Genomic DNA, 17,027 nt, shown 5'->3' on the forward strand with positions numbered 1-17,027 from the left:
TCTTGGATAATAAAACCTATAGACTAATTTGATGCACGTTGATGAAAAAGCGGACTATTCCAACGAGGGTTTTGTGAACAAAAACGATCAAACACGCCAAGAATGGTGGATTAAATTAAATGAAGTCTCAGAAGGTCCCTTTTCGATCAATCAGCTTAGATATGATCCGCGAGTGACTCCGGATACCTTAGTTTGGAAAAAAGGTTTTGAAAAGTGGATTCCCATCCGTGAGGTTAAAGAGTTAAAGGATTTGTTCGTTGATTCTGAAGAACAAGACTTACCCCTGAACCTTAAGCGCAATCTGGGCTCTCGTGGAAATAACGAGCTCGTTATTGATACACAGAAAGACCCTTTTGATTTTTTCTATTGGTTAATTCTTGCCGTCATCATTATCAGTTATGTTTTATATCAATTGTACTGGATTTAGTGAAGCTGAATGGAAGAAATTGTTCTCCGCTTTCTTAAGATGCGTTGTGATGAGACCCGCCCAATCTTGGTAGGATTATCGGGAGGGCCAGATTCTATTGCTCTTTTATATCTTCTTTTAAAATGTGCCAAAATGATCCCTCTCAAGCTTGGTATTGCGCATATTGATCACCGATGGCGTCAAGAGAGTGAAAAAGAAGCGGAGACCTTAAAAACTTTAGCGGAATCTCTCCATGTTCCATTTCACTTAAAGGTTTTGGATCCAACATCCATGCACGGCAATTTAGAAGCTGCATGCCGAGATTTGCGTTATCAGTTTTTTGCCGAAGTGGCCGCAATCTATGATTATCAAGCTGTTGTTTTAGGGCATCATCAAGATGATCAAGCTGAGACTATCTTAAAAAGAATCCTAGAAGGTGCTTCTTTAGTTAAATTGCGTGGGATTGCAGAAACGAAGCAGCAGGGGGGGCTTGCGATTTGGCGTCCATTGCTTGAAGTTGATAAGGCTAAGATTTTAAGCTGGCTTTCTAAGCACGACATCCCTTTTTTCAACGACAGTACGAACCTTGATCCGAAATTTCTACGTGGAAAAATGCGTTCTCGCATGATGCCTTATCTGGCTAAAGAATTTGGCAAAGAAATTAAGTCGGCCTTGCTTTATTTGGGAAAAGAATCGGAAGAATTGGAGCACTTTTTTCAAACTCATTTGCAACCCTATTTTGAAAAGATTTTGCGAACTCCAATAGGGGTGTGGGTTGATTTATCCCAAAAACAGCCCGGGACTTCTTTTGAGCTGAAACAACTTTTACGCTATGTTTTGAGCGAAGAGGGAATTAGCTTTTCTCGATCCCAAATGGACGTTGCTGTGAAATGCATTCGAGAAAAACGAGCTAACTGCTGCATTGAAGCAGGGGATCACGAAGTTCAATTCGATCGCGGTAACATTTTTATTGGCAAAAAGCTTTGGGCTGATTGGAAGGTTGCCTATGAATTTGTGGAGTCTGATGAAAAAGACTTGAAGCTACCAACTTGGCGGGATGTCTGGCAGGGGCATTTTTTTGCAATTATACCTTGGAGTGACGATTGTAAGGTCGATTTGCCGGTAACTGGAACTGCAAATTGGCTGGATAAGTGGTGGACAAACCATAAGGTTCCCGCTTTTATGCGCTGGAAAATTCCTGTTGTTTGGCAAAACAATCGCATCGTTTATGAGTTTCTTTCTGGAAAAATGAATACGAATCATGATAAAATGAGGAAATGGGCGAAGGTGACTCTGGAATATTCCATATAGATAGTCACTCCCTTTTCTTAAATGTCTAGAAAGATTGAAAAACCATTTTCAGATTCATTTTTTTCATTTAAAAAGGTTATGAGTTGGCTATTGAAAGCGAATGAGTTATGTGATAACCTGAGCTAGCGGGAGAATGTGCCGCTTTATCCATAAGATCTTCGATAGAATCATCGAAAATGTTCAGTAAAAATCGAAGACTAAAGAAATTCATGATATATAAATATCTGAAAGGCATTCTGTTAAGACTGAAAGTTAAGGTGACAAATATAAATCTTTAACATTATTTTTTGTGGAATGCTTTTCAAGAAAGCTGGAATAGAGTAATTGAAAGTTTAGATAGGCTTTTCTTAAATGTGCACATCATTTGGTGTAATCAAAAAAGAACGGCATGAAATCTCAAACTTGAGGTGTCTTTTTAGCGAACTTCAGGTTCTTAGGGTGTCTGGGGGAGAATCATCTGAGCTCTGGTACCGCTTGAAAAGTATCGTTTACAATTTTCCATTTATCTAAGGTGAATATGAGCGACGACAATAAACAAGACTTTAAGAAAAATTTTCCAAACGGATTTATTTGGTTTCTGATGGCCGCATTTTTGCTTGCCTTGATGGTCCAAAATTTAATCGACACGAGATTTGCAAAAGTTTCGTTTAATTATCAACTCGAACATCTTGCTAATCTAGATCTTATTCAACCTGAGGACAACCGCAAAACTGCCGTTGATAATTTGGTCACATTTAGTGGCAAATTCCGAGATCGGCTGACAGAAGAAGGTAAGCGACGCTATAAATTCCTGGAGCTACTCAACACAAACCATGAACTTGAGGCTGAAAAAGAGCACTCAGATGGTGAATTGGTAACCTTGGCCGAGAAAGCCGTGGATGCTTCAGAGTCATTTTTGACATTGAGTGGAATTCCACTTCCCAAAGATGGCTATATCGTTGTAGATGACATGTATCATACACAGGATAAGGATAATAGTATTATTGTTCGCGCCCTAACTCATAAGGGGGGACAAAGCCTACCCAAATTAGAAGCGCAGCTTGCGGACTTGAAAAAGAATCCAAGTGATGCAGAGCTTAAACTGTTTGGTCAAACCTTAGCAGATTTCGTGCGCAGTTTCCGATCTCCAACTTTGGGAATTGGTAACGAAACACTAAAACAAACTTTGAGACAAATTGATTTAGATCTGAATCAAATCAATCAATCAAAAGAAATTTCAGCGAGTGTTGTAACGCAGTATGAATCTTTCTTAAGTCAACTGCAAGGAATTGTGACTAAGCTGGATCACATGCAAGATAATTCTCGTCTTTCAGACTTAAGGGCGATTAGAAATTATAACATCGCTTTAGGGGATTATAACACCCTAATGAAAAAATTAGATGAGAATCAGGCTCAATTAGACAAAGCACGCCAAGCCGTTTCGCATGTGATATGGTTCTTTAATAACAAGGAGCTATCGACTAAATCCTTGGAAAAACAAGATCCAGAATTATTCCATCAGTGGTTCATTAATGCGAAAGAAGAGTGGAATAATTTTTCTCATAACCGTGGCGGTGTATTTAAAGCTCCTGATCAACCTTTAAATACAGTTTTGGAAAAAACCTTCCGCAGTGAAGAGCCTACGCCAAATTATTTGAGCTACTTGTTTACACTTTTACCTGTATTGCTGGTTGTGTTTCTTCTTTATTTCATCTTCTCCCGCCAAATGAAAGGGATGGGAACTAATGCGATGAATTTTGGAAAATCTCCTGCAAAACTAATGGCAAAAGGATCTCACAAAGTAACATTCAAAGATGTTGCCGGGATCGATGAAGCTTTGGAAGAGCTACAAGAAATCGTCGAATTCTTACGCAGCCCACAAAAATTTACAGCACTAGGTGGGCATATTCCTAAAGGTGTTCTATGTATTGGACCACCGGGAACCGGGAAAACTCTCATAGCCAAAGCTGTGGCAGGTGAAGCTGATCGCCCCTTCTTCTCAATCTCTGGTTCAGACTTTGTGGAGATGTTTGTTGGAGTGGGAGCAAGCCGTATTCGCGACATGTTCGATCAGGCTAAAAAAAGCTCTCCTTGTATTATCTTTATCGATGAGATCGATGCTGTGGGAAGACACCGCGGTGCCGGTATTGGTGGCGGACATGACGAAAGAGAGCAGACCTTAAACCAGCTCTTAGTTGAGATGGATGGTTTTGATACCAATGATGGTGTGATTCTAATGGCTGCGACCAACCGTCCGGATGTACTTGACAAAGCTTTACTGCGTCCGGGTCGTTTTGACCGTCGAGTTGTCATTAATCTCCCAGATATTAAAGGGCGCTATGACATCTTGAAAGTGCATGCGAAGAAAATTAAAATGGATACATCAGTCGACCTGATGATGATTGCAAGAAGTACGCCAGGTGCCTCAGGTGCTGATTTAGCAAACTTGCTAAATGAAGCAGCATTACTGGCAGCTCGTCGAGGAAGGACTGCTGTGACAGCTCAAGAGACTGTTGAAGCACGCGATAAAGTTCTTTATGGAAAAGAAAGACGCAATCTTGAATTGGATGAAAATGAACGTAAGTCGACTGCTTATCATGAATCAGGCCACGCCGTTGTTGGTGTGACAGTTGAGCATGCTGATCCAGTAGATAAAGTGACCATTATTCCAAGAGGCTATTCCTTGGGCGCGACCATGTTCCTTCCTAAAAAGAATCGGACGAGCTATTGGAAGAAAGAGCTTATTGATCAGCTTGCTGTTCTCATGGGTGGGCGTTGTGCCGAAGAGATCTTCTTAGAAGATTTATCAAGCGGTGCTCGTCAAGACATTGAACGTGCGACTCAGCTTGCGCGTAGCATGGTTTGTGAATTTGGAATGAGTGAAAAGCTTGGTTCTGTTGCTTATGATGACAAAGGGGAAAGTAGTTCTTACTTTGGAGCAGGGCATTTTGAGAAAAAATATTCTGAAGAAACCGCTCGTCTCATCGATGCCGAAGTGAAACGTATTCTGGACGAAGCAAATGAACGTGCGAAAACAATCATTTTGCAGCATAAAGATGAAATCGAACTCATGGCTGAGATGCTTATGGAATTTGAAACATTAGATAGTGAAGATGTGGGTGAAATTCTGAGTAATAAATGGGATATTGAGGAAAAGAGAAAGCGTTTAAAACGTGCAGATGAGTTGCACAAAAAGCTAGGCTCAGTGCCTCCTCCTGTTCCTTCAGATTCAGACGATGCTTCCTCACCGATGCAACCGACCTCTTCAACGATGTCACCGGCTTAAATGTAAAAGGGGAGTTTTTTAAACTCCCCTTTAAAACAAGGCAAAAAAGCAGAGAGTTTTCTCTGCTTTTTATTTAATTAGCTGATTTTCTAATTTAATGGCATCTGCAGCAAAATGACGAATTCCTTCTGCTAACTTTTCTGTGGCCATAGGACTTTCATTTAACATCCAACGGAACGTTTTTTCATCTACAGAAAGCTTTTTGATATCCAAGTCTTTTGATGTGTGAGCGGATAGTTTTTGCTCTAATTTTCCTTCCATTTGTTCGAGTTGAGCAAGTAGATCAGGGGCAATGGTCAAAAGATCACATCCAGCTAGTTCAATAATTTCTCCGACGTTTCTAAAGCTAGCGCCCATTACCTGCGTTTTATAGCCGAATTTTTTGAAGTAATGGTAAATTTCTGTTACTGAGTTTACACCAGGATCTTTCTCGGGTGGAATTTCAGAAACTCCCTGGCTTTTTTTGTACCAATCTAAAATGCGCCCAACAAATGGGGAGATCAAGGTTGCTTTCGCTTCTGCACAAATAATGGCTTGGGCTAAGCTAAAAAGAAGTGTCATATTGCAATGAATCCCTTCCTTTTCCAGCAGAGTAGCTGCTTGAGCTCCTTCCCATGTAGAGGCAAGCTTAATTAAGACTCGCTTCCGATCGATTCCAGCTGCTTCGTATAGTCCAATCAAGGTTTTAGCCTTTTTGATGCTGCCTTCGACGTCAAAAGAAAGGCGTGCATCGACTTCTGTTGAAACACGTCCTGGGACGATTTTTAAAATCTCAATTCCGAAATTCACAAAAAGTTTATCCATTAGGTGGTGTTTTTGTTCTTCTAGTGAACCACCTTTGGCTTGGCTATATTTTTGCGCATCCTCAATGAGATGTTGATACTGGGGTTTTGCGGCCGCCTTCAAAATCAAGGACGGATTTGTTGTCGCATCGGTTGGTGCATAGGCTTTAATAGAATCTATGTCACCTGTGTCACAGACAATTGTCGTGACTTTTTTTAACTGGTCTAAAATTGTATTTGCCATAGAAATAGTCCTTTGTTAAACGCCGCAGCAAGGGCCTTCTTTAAGTGGTTCGATTAAGAATTTAATAGATAAAGGTTCTCCATCTATAAGTAAATCTAATGTGGAGTTTAGCCGTGTCAACAAAAGTTTATAAGGAATTTTGACGTGGTGCTCTCCAATGTCAATGCCTACGGCTGTATGGCTTAAAATTTCTTCTGAGATAATCAGTTGTTGGCAAAGGTCTGCAAAAAGTTTAAGTTGTTTTTTTAAAACATTATCCTGGAGAGCGTACTTCTGATGGCATTTTTGACAGGGGAGTGGTGCATCTCTTTTTTCAAGTTCAAAAACAGAAAAAGTGATCGAGTGTCCACATTCTTTGCAGTTAAATTGTAACAGATTGCCCTTTTGCATATTAATCCTAAAAGTACGCGTGATTATTAGATCTATTTATAGAATAAACTAAGTATAACAGGGTTTATGCAAACAGGCAACCGTAAATCAATGCTGCAACTTAACTTCAAAGAAGAGGGGTATGGAAATGGACACAATTTATCTTGTTCGTTTTAAGTCACATATTTAACATGAAAGAGAGGTGGATCTTCAAGGTGTTACACTTAATGACAAATAACAAGCATAAACGGATCGAATGATTCTTTATGTGAAACGACTGTATGCTTTATTTGACTATGTTGTCAAAAAACCTTATGATCCATTAGAACAAAACAATGCCTATCAATTAGAAAGAGTACGTCGTAAAATGATTTTGGAGCCTATTGATTTTCAGGGAAGGTTCGTATTTGATGATGCCTTAATTAAGCAGTTAGGGCGCTATCTCGATGAAAAAGAAACTTTTCTTGCTAACAAACTCATCACTAGTTTTAGCCCTTCGGCACATGAACCCCTGATTCTCCCTCCCCCCTCGATAGGATTAAAGCTGACAGATGCTTTAGAGGTTGTGAGCAAAAAAATCAGGGAAATAGCACCTCAAGATATCAAGGATATTCCTCTCCAAGATTGGCAAAGATTAAGTTCCGCATGGAGAGAAGCTTTATGGGAGTATGTGGGTACGATTCAGGGCTGCACGACAGAACTTTTTCAGCAGTTAAAGCAAATCGGATTTGAACGCTGGAATAAAGAGCTTTCCACAATTTTGTCGGGTCTTAAAGATCTTTTATTTTCGAAAATGGAAGGTGCACTATGGTGCATCCGGCATTTAGAAGATCTTTTAAAAGAATACAAAAAAAACCTTGCGAACCAGTCCGCCTCAATGTGGCCTAGAATCAAAAATTGGTTTGATTGGAGATCTTTACTGGATCCGACTTTGACGACAAATCTAGAAAGAAACGAAAAATTTCTGAATACGCAATCTCAGAAATTCGCTTTAAAACACATGGAATACTTGAAGCTTAATATTAAAATTGATGAAGCTTTAAGGAAATTCAAAGGGTATCAAGCTCTAGCACATCTTGAAATGAATGATCGCGAAACGTTTAAAATGATCTATCGCTTAGTTAAGCTGTGGAAAAAAAATCAACGGACTAAATCCCTTCCAGAATTAGAGCTTGTGCAAGCATTAAAAAATGTCATTCATCCTGATAAAGCGGTGGGACTATTTAAGGAATATTATGAAGAGCTGCTTTCCTCTCTATATGAACGAAGCCGATTAATAAAAGAAGGGAACTATCTACAAGCTAATGATCCTATAGGGCGGGCCTTGGTCCAAGAAGTTGTCAGTGGATATCGCTCAGAAACGCATACTTTAGGTGCTGTTGTTTCCAAATATCGAGAGTTTTTATTAAGAACTGATCCAGATCCTTATGTGCGTTCCCGTTGGGGATTCGCTGAATGGATTGTGGGGCAGGAGCCTTTAAATGCGAAGCAACTTTTGACATTGGGATATGAAATTGAAGGTTTGGATCAACTATTTGAAAAGCTTGGTGATTCTATTCAACAAGGGCCCTTATACCTAGAAGATTTTAATGTCGCAAAAATTTCAAGAGAGATTGAAAAGGCAATCCATGAAATGGGACAGCCTTTAAGTTCTCGACAAGTCATGCGTTTTCATGCAGAAGAGTTTTTAAAGCGATTGGAAGAGCTGAATGAATTGGGGTCTTTCAGTCCACAAGTTGTTGATCAGGTGGGAAAATATCTGTCACAGGCTTTACGGGCAGATTGGCAATATCACGTTTTGCATGACTTTCCTTTATATCACCAACTGTATGCCATCCACCATGGGATCATTGATCGTTCCATTGATTTAGTGCATCGGCAACGTCTCGGTGTTTTTAGAAAGATCATGGAGCATTTAGAACAACACATCAAAAATAGAGAAACACAAAAGCATTCCATGGAAATTGATCTTGATATCAATGACATGAAAGGGTACTTGCAAGACTTTTATGCATCTGTTCAAAGGTTAGAAAAAGAACCGATCGATCAAGAGTCGCTTTCTGTGACGATCAAAGAAATGGAACTCCAGTTGCTGGAATATCGGCATCTTTTCGGAAATTTTTTCAATCAGCTTCCTCAAAGTGAGTCTGAAGGGAAATTATTGAGAAACACGTTCTTATTTGTGGATCAATATTTTGAATCAATTGAAAATCGATTGCAAGATCTTAAAAATCGATCTGAATTAGACCTCTGAAGGGGCAATGTGAATGCGATTTAGTTTTTGGAATGCTTTTTCAAATCCATTCGGCAGAATTACAGATTCAAATTGTCCTGATCGTATCACGACAGTTTGGTTGTTTAAGAGTCCAAGCGTGATTTTTTCAAATAAAGCTGCTGGAAGTTTCATCCGTTGCCCTCCCAATAACAGCTCTGTTTCATAGCTAAAGCAGTCGTCGTCCACTTGAACTTCGACAAATGAAAGGAGGGGATTTTCTGGGTCACGCGGGAAATTAAAAGAATGCACGTTTAAATACATTTCGGCACCATTTCCTCCGCGATCAATTTCAATACCTAATTCACGAAAAGGATTCGAAGGAGGTAAAAAAATTCTGCCAGAGTTGAAATAAGGGGTGTGAGTAATGGTATCTTGATATTGCCACTCGGGGCATGTAGACGAACAGGAAGAAAGGAGAAGGAAAAGGGGTAATACCCCCTTTCCGTAAAATAGATCGCGCAACATTTTAGTGGCTGTGGCTATGTCCATGACCATGAGAATGGCTAGAATTTTGAATAGCAACCGCAATAATTGCAGCCAATGCCATCGCTCCTAAAGCAATTGCAGGTCCAATTTGTGGAACTCTACGAGATTCTTCGTATCCATATCCGCCAGTGTCAGTTACATATTCTTGTGCGATCGCGCTGCTTGCAGATGAAGTGAACATTGCAAAAAGAGTTGCGATTGCAACAAATTTTTTAAAACTTTTCATGGGTGTACTCCTTTGGTACATGATTTCGTTTCATTAAATTGCCTTATATCCTTTTCAAGACTTGATATATGGCATAGTCTTATATTTTTATGCAATTGCTTTTCTCAATAATATCTTGACGAACGATTGAGTAAATTCATTTGTTATTGCTTATCAATTAGATAAGGAAATACGCCTGATTGTTTCTAAACTTAAATTTAAGCTTGGTTCTCCGCAGGTTTTTGTTGCTCCTTAATAAATCGCAATGATTTTAAAGATGCAAAAAAATCTTTGTAAAATTTAGGGAATTCATCTTTCAGAGCAGCTGCAGTGAGGATATAAGCTGTTTCGTCTTTGACCAAAACAACGTGCATCATCCGTAAATCTCCCCATTGCGTTTTCTCATCGACTTGTGAAAGATTGGCTTCTCCTGCATCTGTGTGGATAGAACCGAGGTTTTTCCATTCGACACCCTGTGACTGATTGATCTCTTTAATTCTCTTGAGATAATCATTTAAACTACGTGTGTAATGCTCTGTTGCAAGATTGATAGAAGGCGAAAATTCCCGTTCTCCTTGTCCCACAACCATGATTTTAACGTGTTTGGGAAGCTCTTTTGAATCAGCAATTCTCCAGCCATTGGGAGGTGTAAATGTGATTAATTCCAGCTCAGATATGGATTCAGAAGAGATATTTGGCGTTTCTGCATAGCCGTTTATAAACAGGCTAAGGCAAATAAAAAGAATGCCTATATGTCGATTAAATAAGAAGTTCATTGTGAAATTCTCTCATGTAAGTTGTTTATTTATTCATGTGTTCCGGCTTACTTGTGAAAGGGATTTCACGGCCGAAGATTGTAATCCATTGTCGAGATGTTATCAGGAGTGTGTGTTTTTTCGAAGAAAATCTTGTAGCTTTATTAAAATAATGGTTTTTGTTTGAAATGATTGTCATCATAATTCTCTCCCATTCTACACCCATTTTTCTCGATTTTTCTTGGGAAGAATGAGATGTTTCTCTTGATGATATTCAGGGAACCTGCAAAATAGATTTTTTAATAACATAACATTTTAAACGTCTTGCTGGAGAAGAAGGTGGCGAAAGATGACAACGAGAGAAGGATCCAGCAGCTAGGGGCTTTTGTCACGATTCCCTTTGTCTTATCTGTTCCACCGGTGATTGGTTGGTTAATCGGACATTGGCTCGACGGTTTTTTTGGGACCGCTCCTTATTTAATGTATATGTGCATTTTGCTTGGCTTATTTGCAGGAGGACGTGAGTTCTATCGCATAGTGAAAAGGTATGGCAATGGAGCTTGATTTTATCAAAAATACAATCAAAGTAACCCTTGGATTAACCTTTATTTTCTTAGTCATTATTTTGCAGGAGCGCGCTTATAAGAATGCCGCCTCTCTCTGTTTGGGGGTCATGTGGGGATGTGCCAATTTATTTCTCCTAAAATACCTGTTGAAAAGCATCTTAGGTAATGAACAGAAGAATGTACTAAAAATATTTACCTTGATGGGATTAAAAATTCCCTTACTTTACCTTCTTGGATATTTTTTATTAGCAAGTCCCTATTTAAATAGCCTTTATTTAGTGCTTGGATTTTCCCTCATTTTTTTGGGTATTTTTCTTCTTGGGTTGGGATCTCTTATGTTTCAAAAACGAACGGCATAAAGACATATGGAATCAGGATCACAGCAGATATCAGAGACACCAAATGCCATTACCTTATTGTATCAAAGATTCCATGATACAGCTTGGGCGACTTTTTTACATAGTTGGGAAAATATTGTGTTTTCCATCTTTGTTGCGTTTTTGATTTCGTTCGTTTTTTATTTAGGTACACGCAAAAGTGATATGATTCCTGAAAGATTTCAAAATACCTTGGAATGGGTGGTAGAGTCGATTTATAAGCTTGTCACAGATGTTTTAGGTCCACAAGGAGCCAAATTTGTTCCTTTTATAGGTACGCTGTTTATTTATATTCTGAGCATGAATTTAATTGGGCTTGTGCCTTTGATGAAGTCTCCTTCTTCTAGCTTAAACATTACTGTTGCCTTGGCTATTTGTGTTTTTTGTTTGGTTCAGTTTCTCAACATCAAGCACATGGGGGTCGGCGGCTTTATCTATCACATGGCGGGGTCTCCAAAAAATTTGATTGAATGGCTGCTGGCTCCCTTAATGTTTACTCTGGAAATTATCACCCAGCTAGCTAGACCTGTTACCTTATCGCTTCGATTGTTCGGCAATGTATTTGGTGAGCACATTTTAGTTACCCAATTTGTTATCATGGGGGTTACTTTGCTTGCTCCTTTGATTATTCCTTTACAACTTCCCTTTATGTTCTTGGGAATGTTAACGAGTTTAATGCAAGCTCTTGTTTTTTCGCTGCTGAGCACAGTTTATATTTTGTTGTCCATGCCTGATGATAAACACTAACAAAGGATGTTAACATGGAAATTGGAACCGCACTTGCCATTTCTGCACCCTTAGCAGTTGGTTTAGCTGCTCTAGGATCTGGCTTAGGCCTTGGAAGAGCGGTTGGTGGCGCTATGGAAGCCATTGGCCGTCAACCTGACGCTTCAGGAAAAATTTTAACGAACATGATTATCGGTGCCGCGCTAATTGAAGCGTTGACCATTTATGCGCTCATCGTATTTTTTATCGTTCTTGAAAGAATAAGATAGTCTTATGCATTTAGAACTTGAACAAATCATCTCTCAAATTGTCGCCTTTTTGATCATGGTTTGGATCTTAAAGCGTTATGCCTGGCAGCCTCTTCTTAAAATTATTGAAGAGAGGCGTGCAAAAATACAGAATGAATTTTCTAAAATTGAAGAACAAAAAAAAGAAATTTCTCAATTAATGGAAGATTATCAGGAAAAGCTTAAGGATATCGATGTGGAGGCCAGGCAAAGGCTAGAGGCTACTGCGGAAAGAGGATTTAAAATAGCGCAGCAAATTCGTGAAGATGCCTATCGTCAAGCTAATTACATCATGAATAAAGCACATGAAGATGCTCTTAAAGAAACTGAAAGGGCTAAGCTTCAATTGAAAGAACAAATTGTAGAACTGGTTGTAAATGCTACCCAAAAAGTGATTCAAGAAAAATTGGATCTCCAAAAAGACAAGCAAATGATCGAGACATTTATAGAAAAAATGGATGCTGCTAAATGAAAAGAGCCCTTTCTTTGCAGTATGCAAAAGCTTTATTTCGTTCCACAGATGCATTGGAACAATTAAATCAATGGCAATCCCATTTAAAAGCTTTTGAAGATATGCTGAAGCAAAGTTCCGATTTTCAACGCTTTCTTATTTCTACGCAATTTAGCCAAGAAGAGAAAAAGCGCGTTTTACAAAAATGTTATAAAGATCACTTTGACCTCAAATTTCTAGACTTTATTGCATACATTGTGAAGCAACAAAAGCTCTCTCACCTTCCTCTCATCATACAGGAGTTTTCCCGCATGCTTAATGAGAAGGCAGGTGTTTTGCAAGCCGAGCTGGTGACAGCACATCCCATTGATCCCAAGATCATCGAAGATCTAAAAGAAAAGCTAAAAAAAGCCTATCAAAAAGAAATCAAAATGGATCAGCAGATTAATCCTTCCATCATCGGAGGAGGCGTTTTGACAATAGGGAATCAGATGTGGGATTTTAGCATTAAAAGCCGGCTTAAACAAATGAAACAAACTCTTTTGACAGAGATTAGGCAGGAATCATGACCTTAAAACCAGAAGAAGTTTCCTGGGTCATCGGGAACGAAATCGAGAAATATGAAGAAAGAAGTGAACTGGAATCAGTCGGTCGGGTCATTCAAGTAGGCGATGGCATTGCCAGGATTTGGGGCCTTGACGATGTGATGATGTCTGAGCTATTAGAATTTCCCAATGGAACTTTAGGCATGGTATTAAACTTAGCTGTCGATCACGTGGGAGCCGTTCTATTAGGTTCTGAGCAAGGTATTAAAGAGCACGATGTTGTCAAGAGGACCAATAAAATCATTTCAGTACCCGTTGGAGAAGCTTTGCTTGGGCGTGTGGTAAATGCCCTCGGAGAGCCTATTGATGGAAAAGGAAAAATCGAGACCAATCATTTTCGTCCGATTGAAGCGCGGGCTCCCAATGTGGTGGAGCGGCAGCCGGTCAATGAACCCATTCAAACAGGCGTCAAGGCGATCGATGCCATGATTCCGATTGGCAAAGGGCAGCGTGAATTGATTATTGGGGATCGACAGACTGGCAAAACAACACTCATTTTAGACACCATTATCAATCAAAAAGATAAAGATGTGGCTTGTATCTATGTGGCGATCGGGCAAAAAAATTCGACGATAGCAAAAATGGTAGCGATTCTCGAAAAGCATGATGCCATGAAATATACGACCATTATTGCAGCTCCAGCTTCCGATCCCGCTGCATTGCAATATATTGCTCCCTATGCTGGAGTAAATATGGGAGAATACTTCATGTACAATGGGAAGCATGCGATCTGCTTTTATGACGATTTAACCAAACATGCGCAAGCATATCGGCAAATGGCATTATTACTAAAGCGACCTCCTGGAAGAGAAGCTTATCCAGGAGACATTTTTTATCTCCATTCTAGGCTTTTGGAACGCTCAGCAAAATTGAATGATGAATTAGGTGGCGGTTCTCTGACGGGCATCCCCGTCGTAGAAACACAGGCCAATGACGTCGCAACTTACATTCCAACCAATGTGATCTCCATTACCGATGGTCAAATCTATTTGGAATCTGATCTTTTTTACGCCGGGATTAGGCCCGCAATTAACGTGGGAATTTCGGCCTCTAGGGTTGGAGGAAAAGCACAAACTAAAGCCATGAAGAAAGTAGCGGGAAGTTTACGCCTTGATCTGGCTCAGTATCGTGAATTAGCTGCTTTTGCGCAGTTTGGAGCAGAGTTAGAAGAAACCACCCTTGCTCAGTTAAGACGTGGGGAGCGGATGGTGGAGATTTTGAAACAAGACAAATTTAATCCATATCCATTGGAAAAACAAGTTGTGACGATATATGTGGGTTCTAGAGGGTATTTAGATGACATCCCCGTTGCATCTGTGCGCAAATTTGAGGAAGAATTCTATCATTTTATTGAAAAAGAATATCCAGATATTCCAAAAACAATCGCGAACACTTTAGATTTAGATCCAGAAATAATGAAAGAACTTGATGAAGCTGTAACCCAATTTAAGAAAAAATATGACTTCTCTACGTGATATCCGCAAACGTTTACATTCAGTCGAAAACATTCGACAAATGACAGAAGCGATGGAAATGGTCGCCGCTTCTCAGCTCCGTCGTGCCAAAGCAAAGGCGGAGCAAGCGCGACCTTATGCGTTGACAATGAAGCATATTTTGGAAAACCTGAGCACTTCCGTTAATGAGCTCAATCCCTTTTTTATTCAACGTGAAGTGAAAAAAACGGCGGTGGTGGTCATTGCAGGAGATCGTGGATTATGTGGTTCTTATAACACGAGTGTGTTTACTGCTGCAGAGCGCTTTTTATCTAAGTACCGACATGACAATGTCGAATTGATTTTGATGGGATCTAAAACAGTTGAATTCTTTAAGCGTAAGCCTTGGGCAATACGTGAAGAGATTGTTGATTGGGGTGGGAAGCTGACGTTAGACCAAGTTAAAAAACTTTCAAATGAACTTGTACATTGGTTTGAAACGGAAGTGTTTGATGAAGTCTGGGTGATTTATACCCATTACGTACACCTGGCTTTGAGAGAAATAAAGGTGGAAAAATTCTTAAATATTCAACCTCCTGCAATGCCCAAAGGATTGCATCCCTTGGATTATATCTTTGAACCCAGTTCAGAGGTGCTATTGGCAGAAATTATGCCACGCTACTGCCTAACCATTATCTCTTCTGCTCTTAACGAAGCCTACGCAGCGGAGCTTTCCGCGCGTATCTTTTCCATGCGTACGGCTGTTAAAAATGCGGAAGAAATGATCGAAAAATTAACGCTAGAACGCAATAAAGTCAGACAAACGGGTATCACAACTGAAATGTTAGAGATTACCTCCGGAACGGAAAGTTTGCGTTCCCAATAAGCAAAAGGAGAGCATATGGCCACAGGTACCATCAGACAAGTGATCGGTCCTACTCTAGATATTGAGTTCCCCGAGGATCAAATTCCCAACATCCTCAATGCAATCGAAATCAAGAACGCAGAGCATGGCATTAACCTTGTGGCTGAAGTTTCCATGCAATTGGGTGATGGAATGGTCAGATGCATTGCGCTTTCTTCAACAGAAGGGCTCACACGGGGAATGCAAGCTGTTGATACAGGTGCACCAGTGCAAGTCCCTGTGGGACCTAAAACCTTGGGAAGAATATTTAATCTTTTAGGTGAGCCGCTCGATCATCTCGAACCTTTAGATAAGGATGTTCCCAGAGCCTCTATTCACAAAGCCGCTCCTAATTTCGAAGATCAGGAAATTCAGATTACCTTATTTGAAACGGGAATCAAAGTCATTGATTTACTTGAGCCCTATCCTCAAGGGGGAAAAGTGGGGCTATTTGGGGGCGCCGGGGTGGGGAAGTCTGTGATTGTCATGGAACTGATTCGAAATATCGCTAGTCAACACGGGGGATATTCTGTATTTTGTGGAGTTGGTGAGAGAACTCGTGAAGGGAATGACCTATGGTTAGAAATGAAAGAATCGGGTGTTCTCGCACGAACATCTTTGGTGTTTGGTCAAATGAATGAACCCCCAGGGGCACGTTTACGGGTAGCGTTAACAGGGCTCGCCATGGCTGAACATTTTAGAGATCAAGAACATCAAAATGTCTTGCTCTTCATTGATAACATTTTCCGATTTATTCAGGCGGGTTCAGAAGTTTCTGCTCTTTTAGGTCGGATGCCTTCAGCAGTAGGTTATCAGCCTACTTTGCAAACAGAAATTGGAGCTTTGCAAGAAAGAATCACGTCGACAAAATTTGGCTCTATTACCTCTGTACAAGCCATTTATGTCCCTGCTGATGACTACACAGACCCTGCGCCTGCCAGCATCTTTTCCCACTTAGATGCAGCGACAGTGCTTTCTAGACAGATTGCGGAATTAGGCATTTATCCTGCCGTTGACCCATTAGGCTCTACTTCTCGTATTCTCGATCCTCATTTCATCGGGGAGGAGCATTATCGTGTGGCGAGACAAGTACAGCGTATTTTACAACGATACAAAGACTTGCAAAATATCATTGCGATTCTTGGCATGGATGAGCTGGCAGAAGAGGATAAAGTAACGGTCAGAAGAGCCAGAAAGATTCAAAAATTTCTTTCGCAACCCTTTTTTGTTGCGGAAACCTTTACGGGAAAACCCGGAAGATTTGTCAAACTTGCCGATACAATCAAAGGTTTTAAAATGATTGTTGATGGGGAAATGGACGAAATTCCTGAGCAAGCATTTTATATGGTCGGGCCTATTGAAGAAGTGTTTGAAAATGCGGAGAAGTTAAAAAAATCCCATGTTTGATTTAATGATTGTCACTCCAGAAAAAAAAGTGTACGAAGGGCAGGTGTATTCCATCAAAGCACCTGGAGAAGAAGGATCTTTTCAAATTTTATCTCACCATGCTTCAATGATCATTTCTCTGAGAAAAGGAGAGATGATCATTGAAGATCCCAATCACGAAAAAATCACCTTTA

General features: G+C 40.0%; 19 protein-coding genes. 14 read left to right on the plus strand and 5 right to left on the minus strand.

Going from position 1 to position 17,027, the window contains the following annotated elements:
• The first annotated feature begins 73 nt into the window (after window positions 1-73).
• From AB7E63_RS06510 to ftsH, 3 genes are all read left to right on the plus strand, one after another.
• Window positions 74-427: a DUF4339 domain-containing protein gene (locus tag AB7E63_RS06510; protein WP_226987465.1), complete on the plus strand. Its 354-nt coding sequence runs from the start codon at window positions 74-76 to the stop codon at window positions 425-427.
• Between the two features lie 9 nt (window positions 428-436).
• Entirely contained in the window at window positions 437-1,717 is a 1,281-nt protein-coding gene (tilS, locus tag AB7E63_RS06515) for a tRNA lysidine(34) synthetase TilS (RefSeq protein WP_006342485.1), read from the plus strand.
• Between the two features lie 517 nt (window positions 1,718-2,234).
• A complete protein-coding gene (ftsH, locus tag AB7E63_RS06520; RefSeq protein ID WP_006342484.1) occupies window positions 2,235-4,982 on the plus strand; it encodes an ATP-dependent zinc metalloprotease FtsH in 2,748 nt (915 codons plus the stop codon).
• Between the two features lie 69 nt (window positions 4,983-5,051).
• On the opposite strand, the gene tal is transcribed toward ftsH, so the two are convergent.
• A complete protein-coding gene (gene tal / locus AB7E63_RS06525) occupies window positions 5,052-6,008 on the minus strand; it encodes a transaldolase (protein ID WP_006342483.1) in 957 nt (318 codons plus the stop codon).
• Between the two features lie 15 nt (window positions 6,009-6,023).
• On the minus strand, window positions 6,024-6,398 hold the full coding sequence (locus AB7E63_RS06530; protein WP_006342482.1) for a hypothetical protein: 375 nt from the start codon (window positions 6,396-6,398) through the stop codon (window positions 6,024-6,026).
• Between the two features lie 247 nt (window positions 6,399-6,645).
• On the opposite strand from AB7E63_RS06530, the gene AB7E63_RS06535 reads away from it, so the two are divergent.
• On the plus strand, window positions 6,646-8,631 hold the full coding sequence (locus AB7E63_RS06535) for a hypothetical protein (RefSeq protein ID WP_232503212.1): 1,986 nt from the start codon (window positions 6,646-6,648) through the stop codon (window positions 8,629-8,631).
• Here AB7E63_RS06535 and AB7E63_RS06540 read toward each other — a convergent pair.
• The 3 genes from AB7E63_RS06540 to AB7E63_RS06550 all read right to left on the minus strand — a co-directional run bounded on the left by AB7E63_RS06540 (window position 8,620) and on the right by AB7E63_RS06550 (window position 10,119).
• Window positions 8,620-9,141 (minus strand): hypothetical protein, encoded by a 522-nt coding sequence (locus AB7E63_RS06540; protein ID WP_284452463.1) that lies wholly within the window; start codon window positions 9,139-9,141, stop codon window positions 8,620-8,622. The two genes, AB7E63_RS06535 and AB7E63_RS06540, sit on opposite strands and share 12 nt — an antisense overlap.
• Window positions 9,119-9,364, minus strand: a complete 246-nt coding sequence (locus AB7E63_RS06545; protein ID WP_006342479.1) for a hypothetical protein — start codon at window positions 9,362-9,364, stop codon at window positions 9,119-9,121. Before AB7E63_RS06545 ends, AB7E63_RS06540 begins: the two co-directional genes overlap by 23 nt.
• Before the next feature lie 197 nt (window positions 9,365-9,561).
• Window positions 9,562-10,119, minus strand: a complete 558-nt coding sequence (locus AB7E63_RS06550; protein ID WP_006342478.1) for a hypothetical protein — start codon at window positions 10,117-10,119, stop codon at window positions 9,562-9,564.
• Between the two features lie 318 nt (window positions 10,120-10,437).
• On the opposite strand from AB7E63_RS06550, the gene AB7E63_RS06555 reads away from it, so the two are divergent.
• From AB7E63_RS06555 to AB7E63_RS06600, 10 genes are all read left to right on the plus strand, one after another.
• Window positions 10,438-10,662 carry an AtpZ/AtpI family protein gene (locus AB7E63_RS06555; RefSeq protein WP_006342477.1) on the plus strand — a complete coding sequence of 75 codons (225 nt, stop codon included), beginning with the start codon at window positions 10,438-10,440 and terminating at the stop codon, window positions 10,660-10,662.
• On the plus strand, window positions 10,652-11,023 hold the full coding sequence (locus AB7E63_RS06560) for a hypothetical protein (RefSeq protein WP_006342476.1): 372 nt from the start codon (window positions 10,652-10,654) through the stop codon (window positions 11,021-11,023). Before AB7E63_RS06555 ends, AB7E63_RS06560 begins: the two co-directional genes overlap by 11 nt.
• A 6-nt stretch (window positions 11,024-11,029) precedes the next feature.
• Window positions 11,030-11,788: a F0F1 ATP synthase subunit A gene (gene atpB, locus AB7E63_RS06565; protein WP_006342475.1), complete on the plus strand. Its 759-nt coding sequence runs from the start codon at window positions 11,030-11,032 to the stop codon at window positions 11,786-11,788.
• 14 nt (window positions 11,789-11,802) lie between these two features.
• Window positions 11,803-12,036 (plus strand): ATP synthase F0 subunit C, encoded by a 234-nt coding sequence (gene atpE / locus AB7E63_RS06570; RefSeq protein ID WP_006342474.1) that lies wholly within the window; start codon window positions 11,803-11,805, stop codon window positions 12,034-12,036.
• A 4-nt stretch (window positions 12,037-12,040) separates the two neighbouring features.
• Entirely contained in the window at window positions 12,041-12,526 is a 486-nt protein-coding gene (gene atpF / locus AB7E63_RS06575) for a F0F1 ATP synthase subunit B (protein ID WP_006342473.1), read from the plus strand.
• Entirely contained in the window at window positions 12,523-13,074 is a 552-nt protein-coding gene (gene atpH, locus AB7E63_RS06580) for an ATP synthase F1 subunit delta (RefSeq protein ID WP_006342472.1), read from the plus strand. The genes atpF and atpH overlap by 4 nt, the downstream gene beginning before the upstream one ends.
• Window positions 13,071-14,585, plus strand: a complete 1,515-nt coding sequence (gene atpA / locus AB7E63_RS06585; protein ID WP_006342471.1) for a F0F1 ATP synthase subunit alpha — start codon at window positions 13,071-13,073, stop codon at window positions 14,583-14,585. The genes atpH and atpA overlap by 4 nt, the downstream gene beginning before the upstream one ends.
• Window positions 14,569-15,429, plus strand: a complete 861-nt coding sequence (gene atpG / locus AB7E63_RS06590) for an ATP synthase F1 subunit gamma (protein WP_006342470.1) — start codon at window positions 14,569-14,571, stop codon at window positions 15,427-15,429. Before atpA ends, atpG begins: the two co-directional genes overlap by 17 nt.
• A 15-nt stretch (window positions 15,430-15,444) precedes the next feature.
• Window positions 15,445-16,854: a F0F1 ATP synthase subunit beta gene (atpD, locus tag AB7E63_RS06595; protein WP_006342469.1), complete on the plus strand. Its 1,410-nt coding sequence runs from the start codon at window positions 15,445-15,447 to the stop codon at window positions 16,852-16,854.
• On the plus strand, window positions 16,847-17,027 hold a 181-nt coding region (locus AB7E63_RS06600; protein WP_428419007.1), incomplete at its 3' end, for a FoF1 ATP synthase subunit delta/epsilon. The genes atpD and AB7E63_RS06600, both read left to right, overlap by 8 nt.

It is taken from the genome of Parachlamydia sp. (genome assembly GCF_050255895.1).
Lineage (GTDB): Bacteria > Chlamydiota > Chlamydiia > Chlamydiales > Parachlamydiaceae > Parachlamydia > Parachlamydia acanthamoebae.

Bases quoted from the DNA above. Each gene is read 5' to 3' on its own strand.
- tilS (WP_006342485.1), top strand. From the start codon at position 437: ATGGAAGAAATTGTTCTCCGCTTTCTTAAGATGCGTTGTGATGAGACC.
- ftsH (WP_006342484.1), top strand. From the start codon at position 2,235: ATGAGCGACGACAATAAACAAGACTTTAAGAAAAATTTTCCAAACGGA.
- tal (WP_006342483.1), bottom strand. From the start codon at position 6,008: ATGGCAAATACAATTTTAGACCAGTTAAAAAAAGTCACGACAATTGTC.
- AB7E63_RS06530 (WP_006342482.1), bottom strand. From the start codon at position 6,398: ATGCAAAAGGGCAATCTGTTACAATTTAACTGCAAAGAATGTGGACAC.
- AB7E63_RS06540 (WP_284452463.1), bottom strand. From the start codon at position 9,141: ATGGACATAGCCACAGCCACTAAAATGTTGCGCGATCTATTTTACGGA.
- AB7E63_RS06545 (WP_006342479.1), bottom strand. From the start codon at position 9,364: ATGAAAAGTTTTAAAAAATTTGTTGCAATCGCAACTCTTTTTGCAATG.
- AB7E63_RS06550 (WP_006342478.1), bottom strand. From the start codon at position 10,119: ATGAACTTCTTATTTAATCGACATATAGGCATTCTTTTTATTTGCCTT.
- AB7E63_RS06560 (WP_006342476.1), top strand. From the start codon at position 10,652: ATGGAGCTTGATTTTATCAAAAATACAATCAAAGTAACCCTTGGATTA.
- atpB (WP_006342475.1), top strand. From the start codon at position 11,030: ATGGAATCAGGATCACAGCAGATATCAGAGACACCAAATGCCATTACC.
- atpE (WP_006342474.1), top strand. From the start codon at position 11,803: ATGGAAATTGGAACCGCACTTGCCATTTCTGCACCCTTAGCAGTTGGT.
- atpF (WP_006342473.1), top strand. From the start codon at position 12,041: ATGCATTTAGAACTTGAACAAATCATCTCTCAAATTGTCGCCTTTTTG.
- atpH (WP_006342472.1), top strand. From the start codon at position 12,523: ATGAAAAGAGCCCTTTCTTTGCAGTATGCAAAAGCTTTATTTCGTTCC.
- atpA (WP_006342471.1), top strand. From the start codon at position 13,071: ATGACCTTAAAACCAGAAGAAGTTTCCTGGGTCATCGGGAACGAAATC.
- atpG (WP_006342470.1), top strand. From the start codon at position 14,569: ATGACTTCTCTACGTGATATCCGCAAACGTTTACATTCAGTCGAAAAC.
- atpD (WP_006342469.1), top strand. From the start codon at position 15,445: ATGGCCACAGGTACCATCAGACAAGTGATCGGTCCTACTCTAGATATT.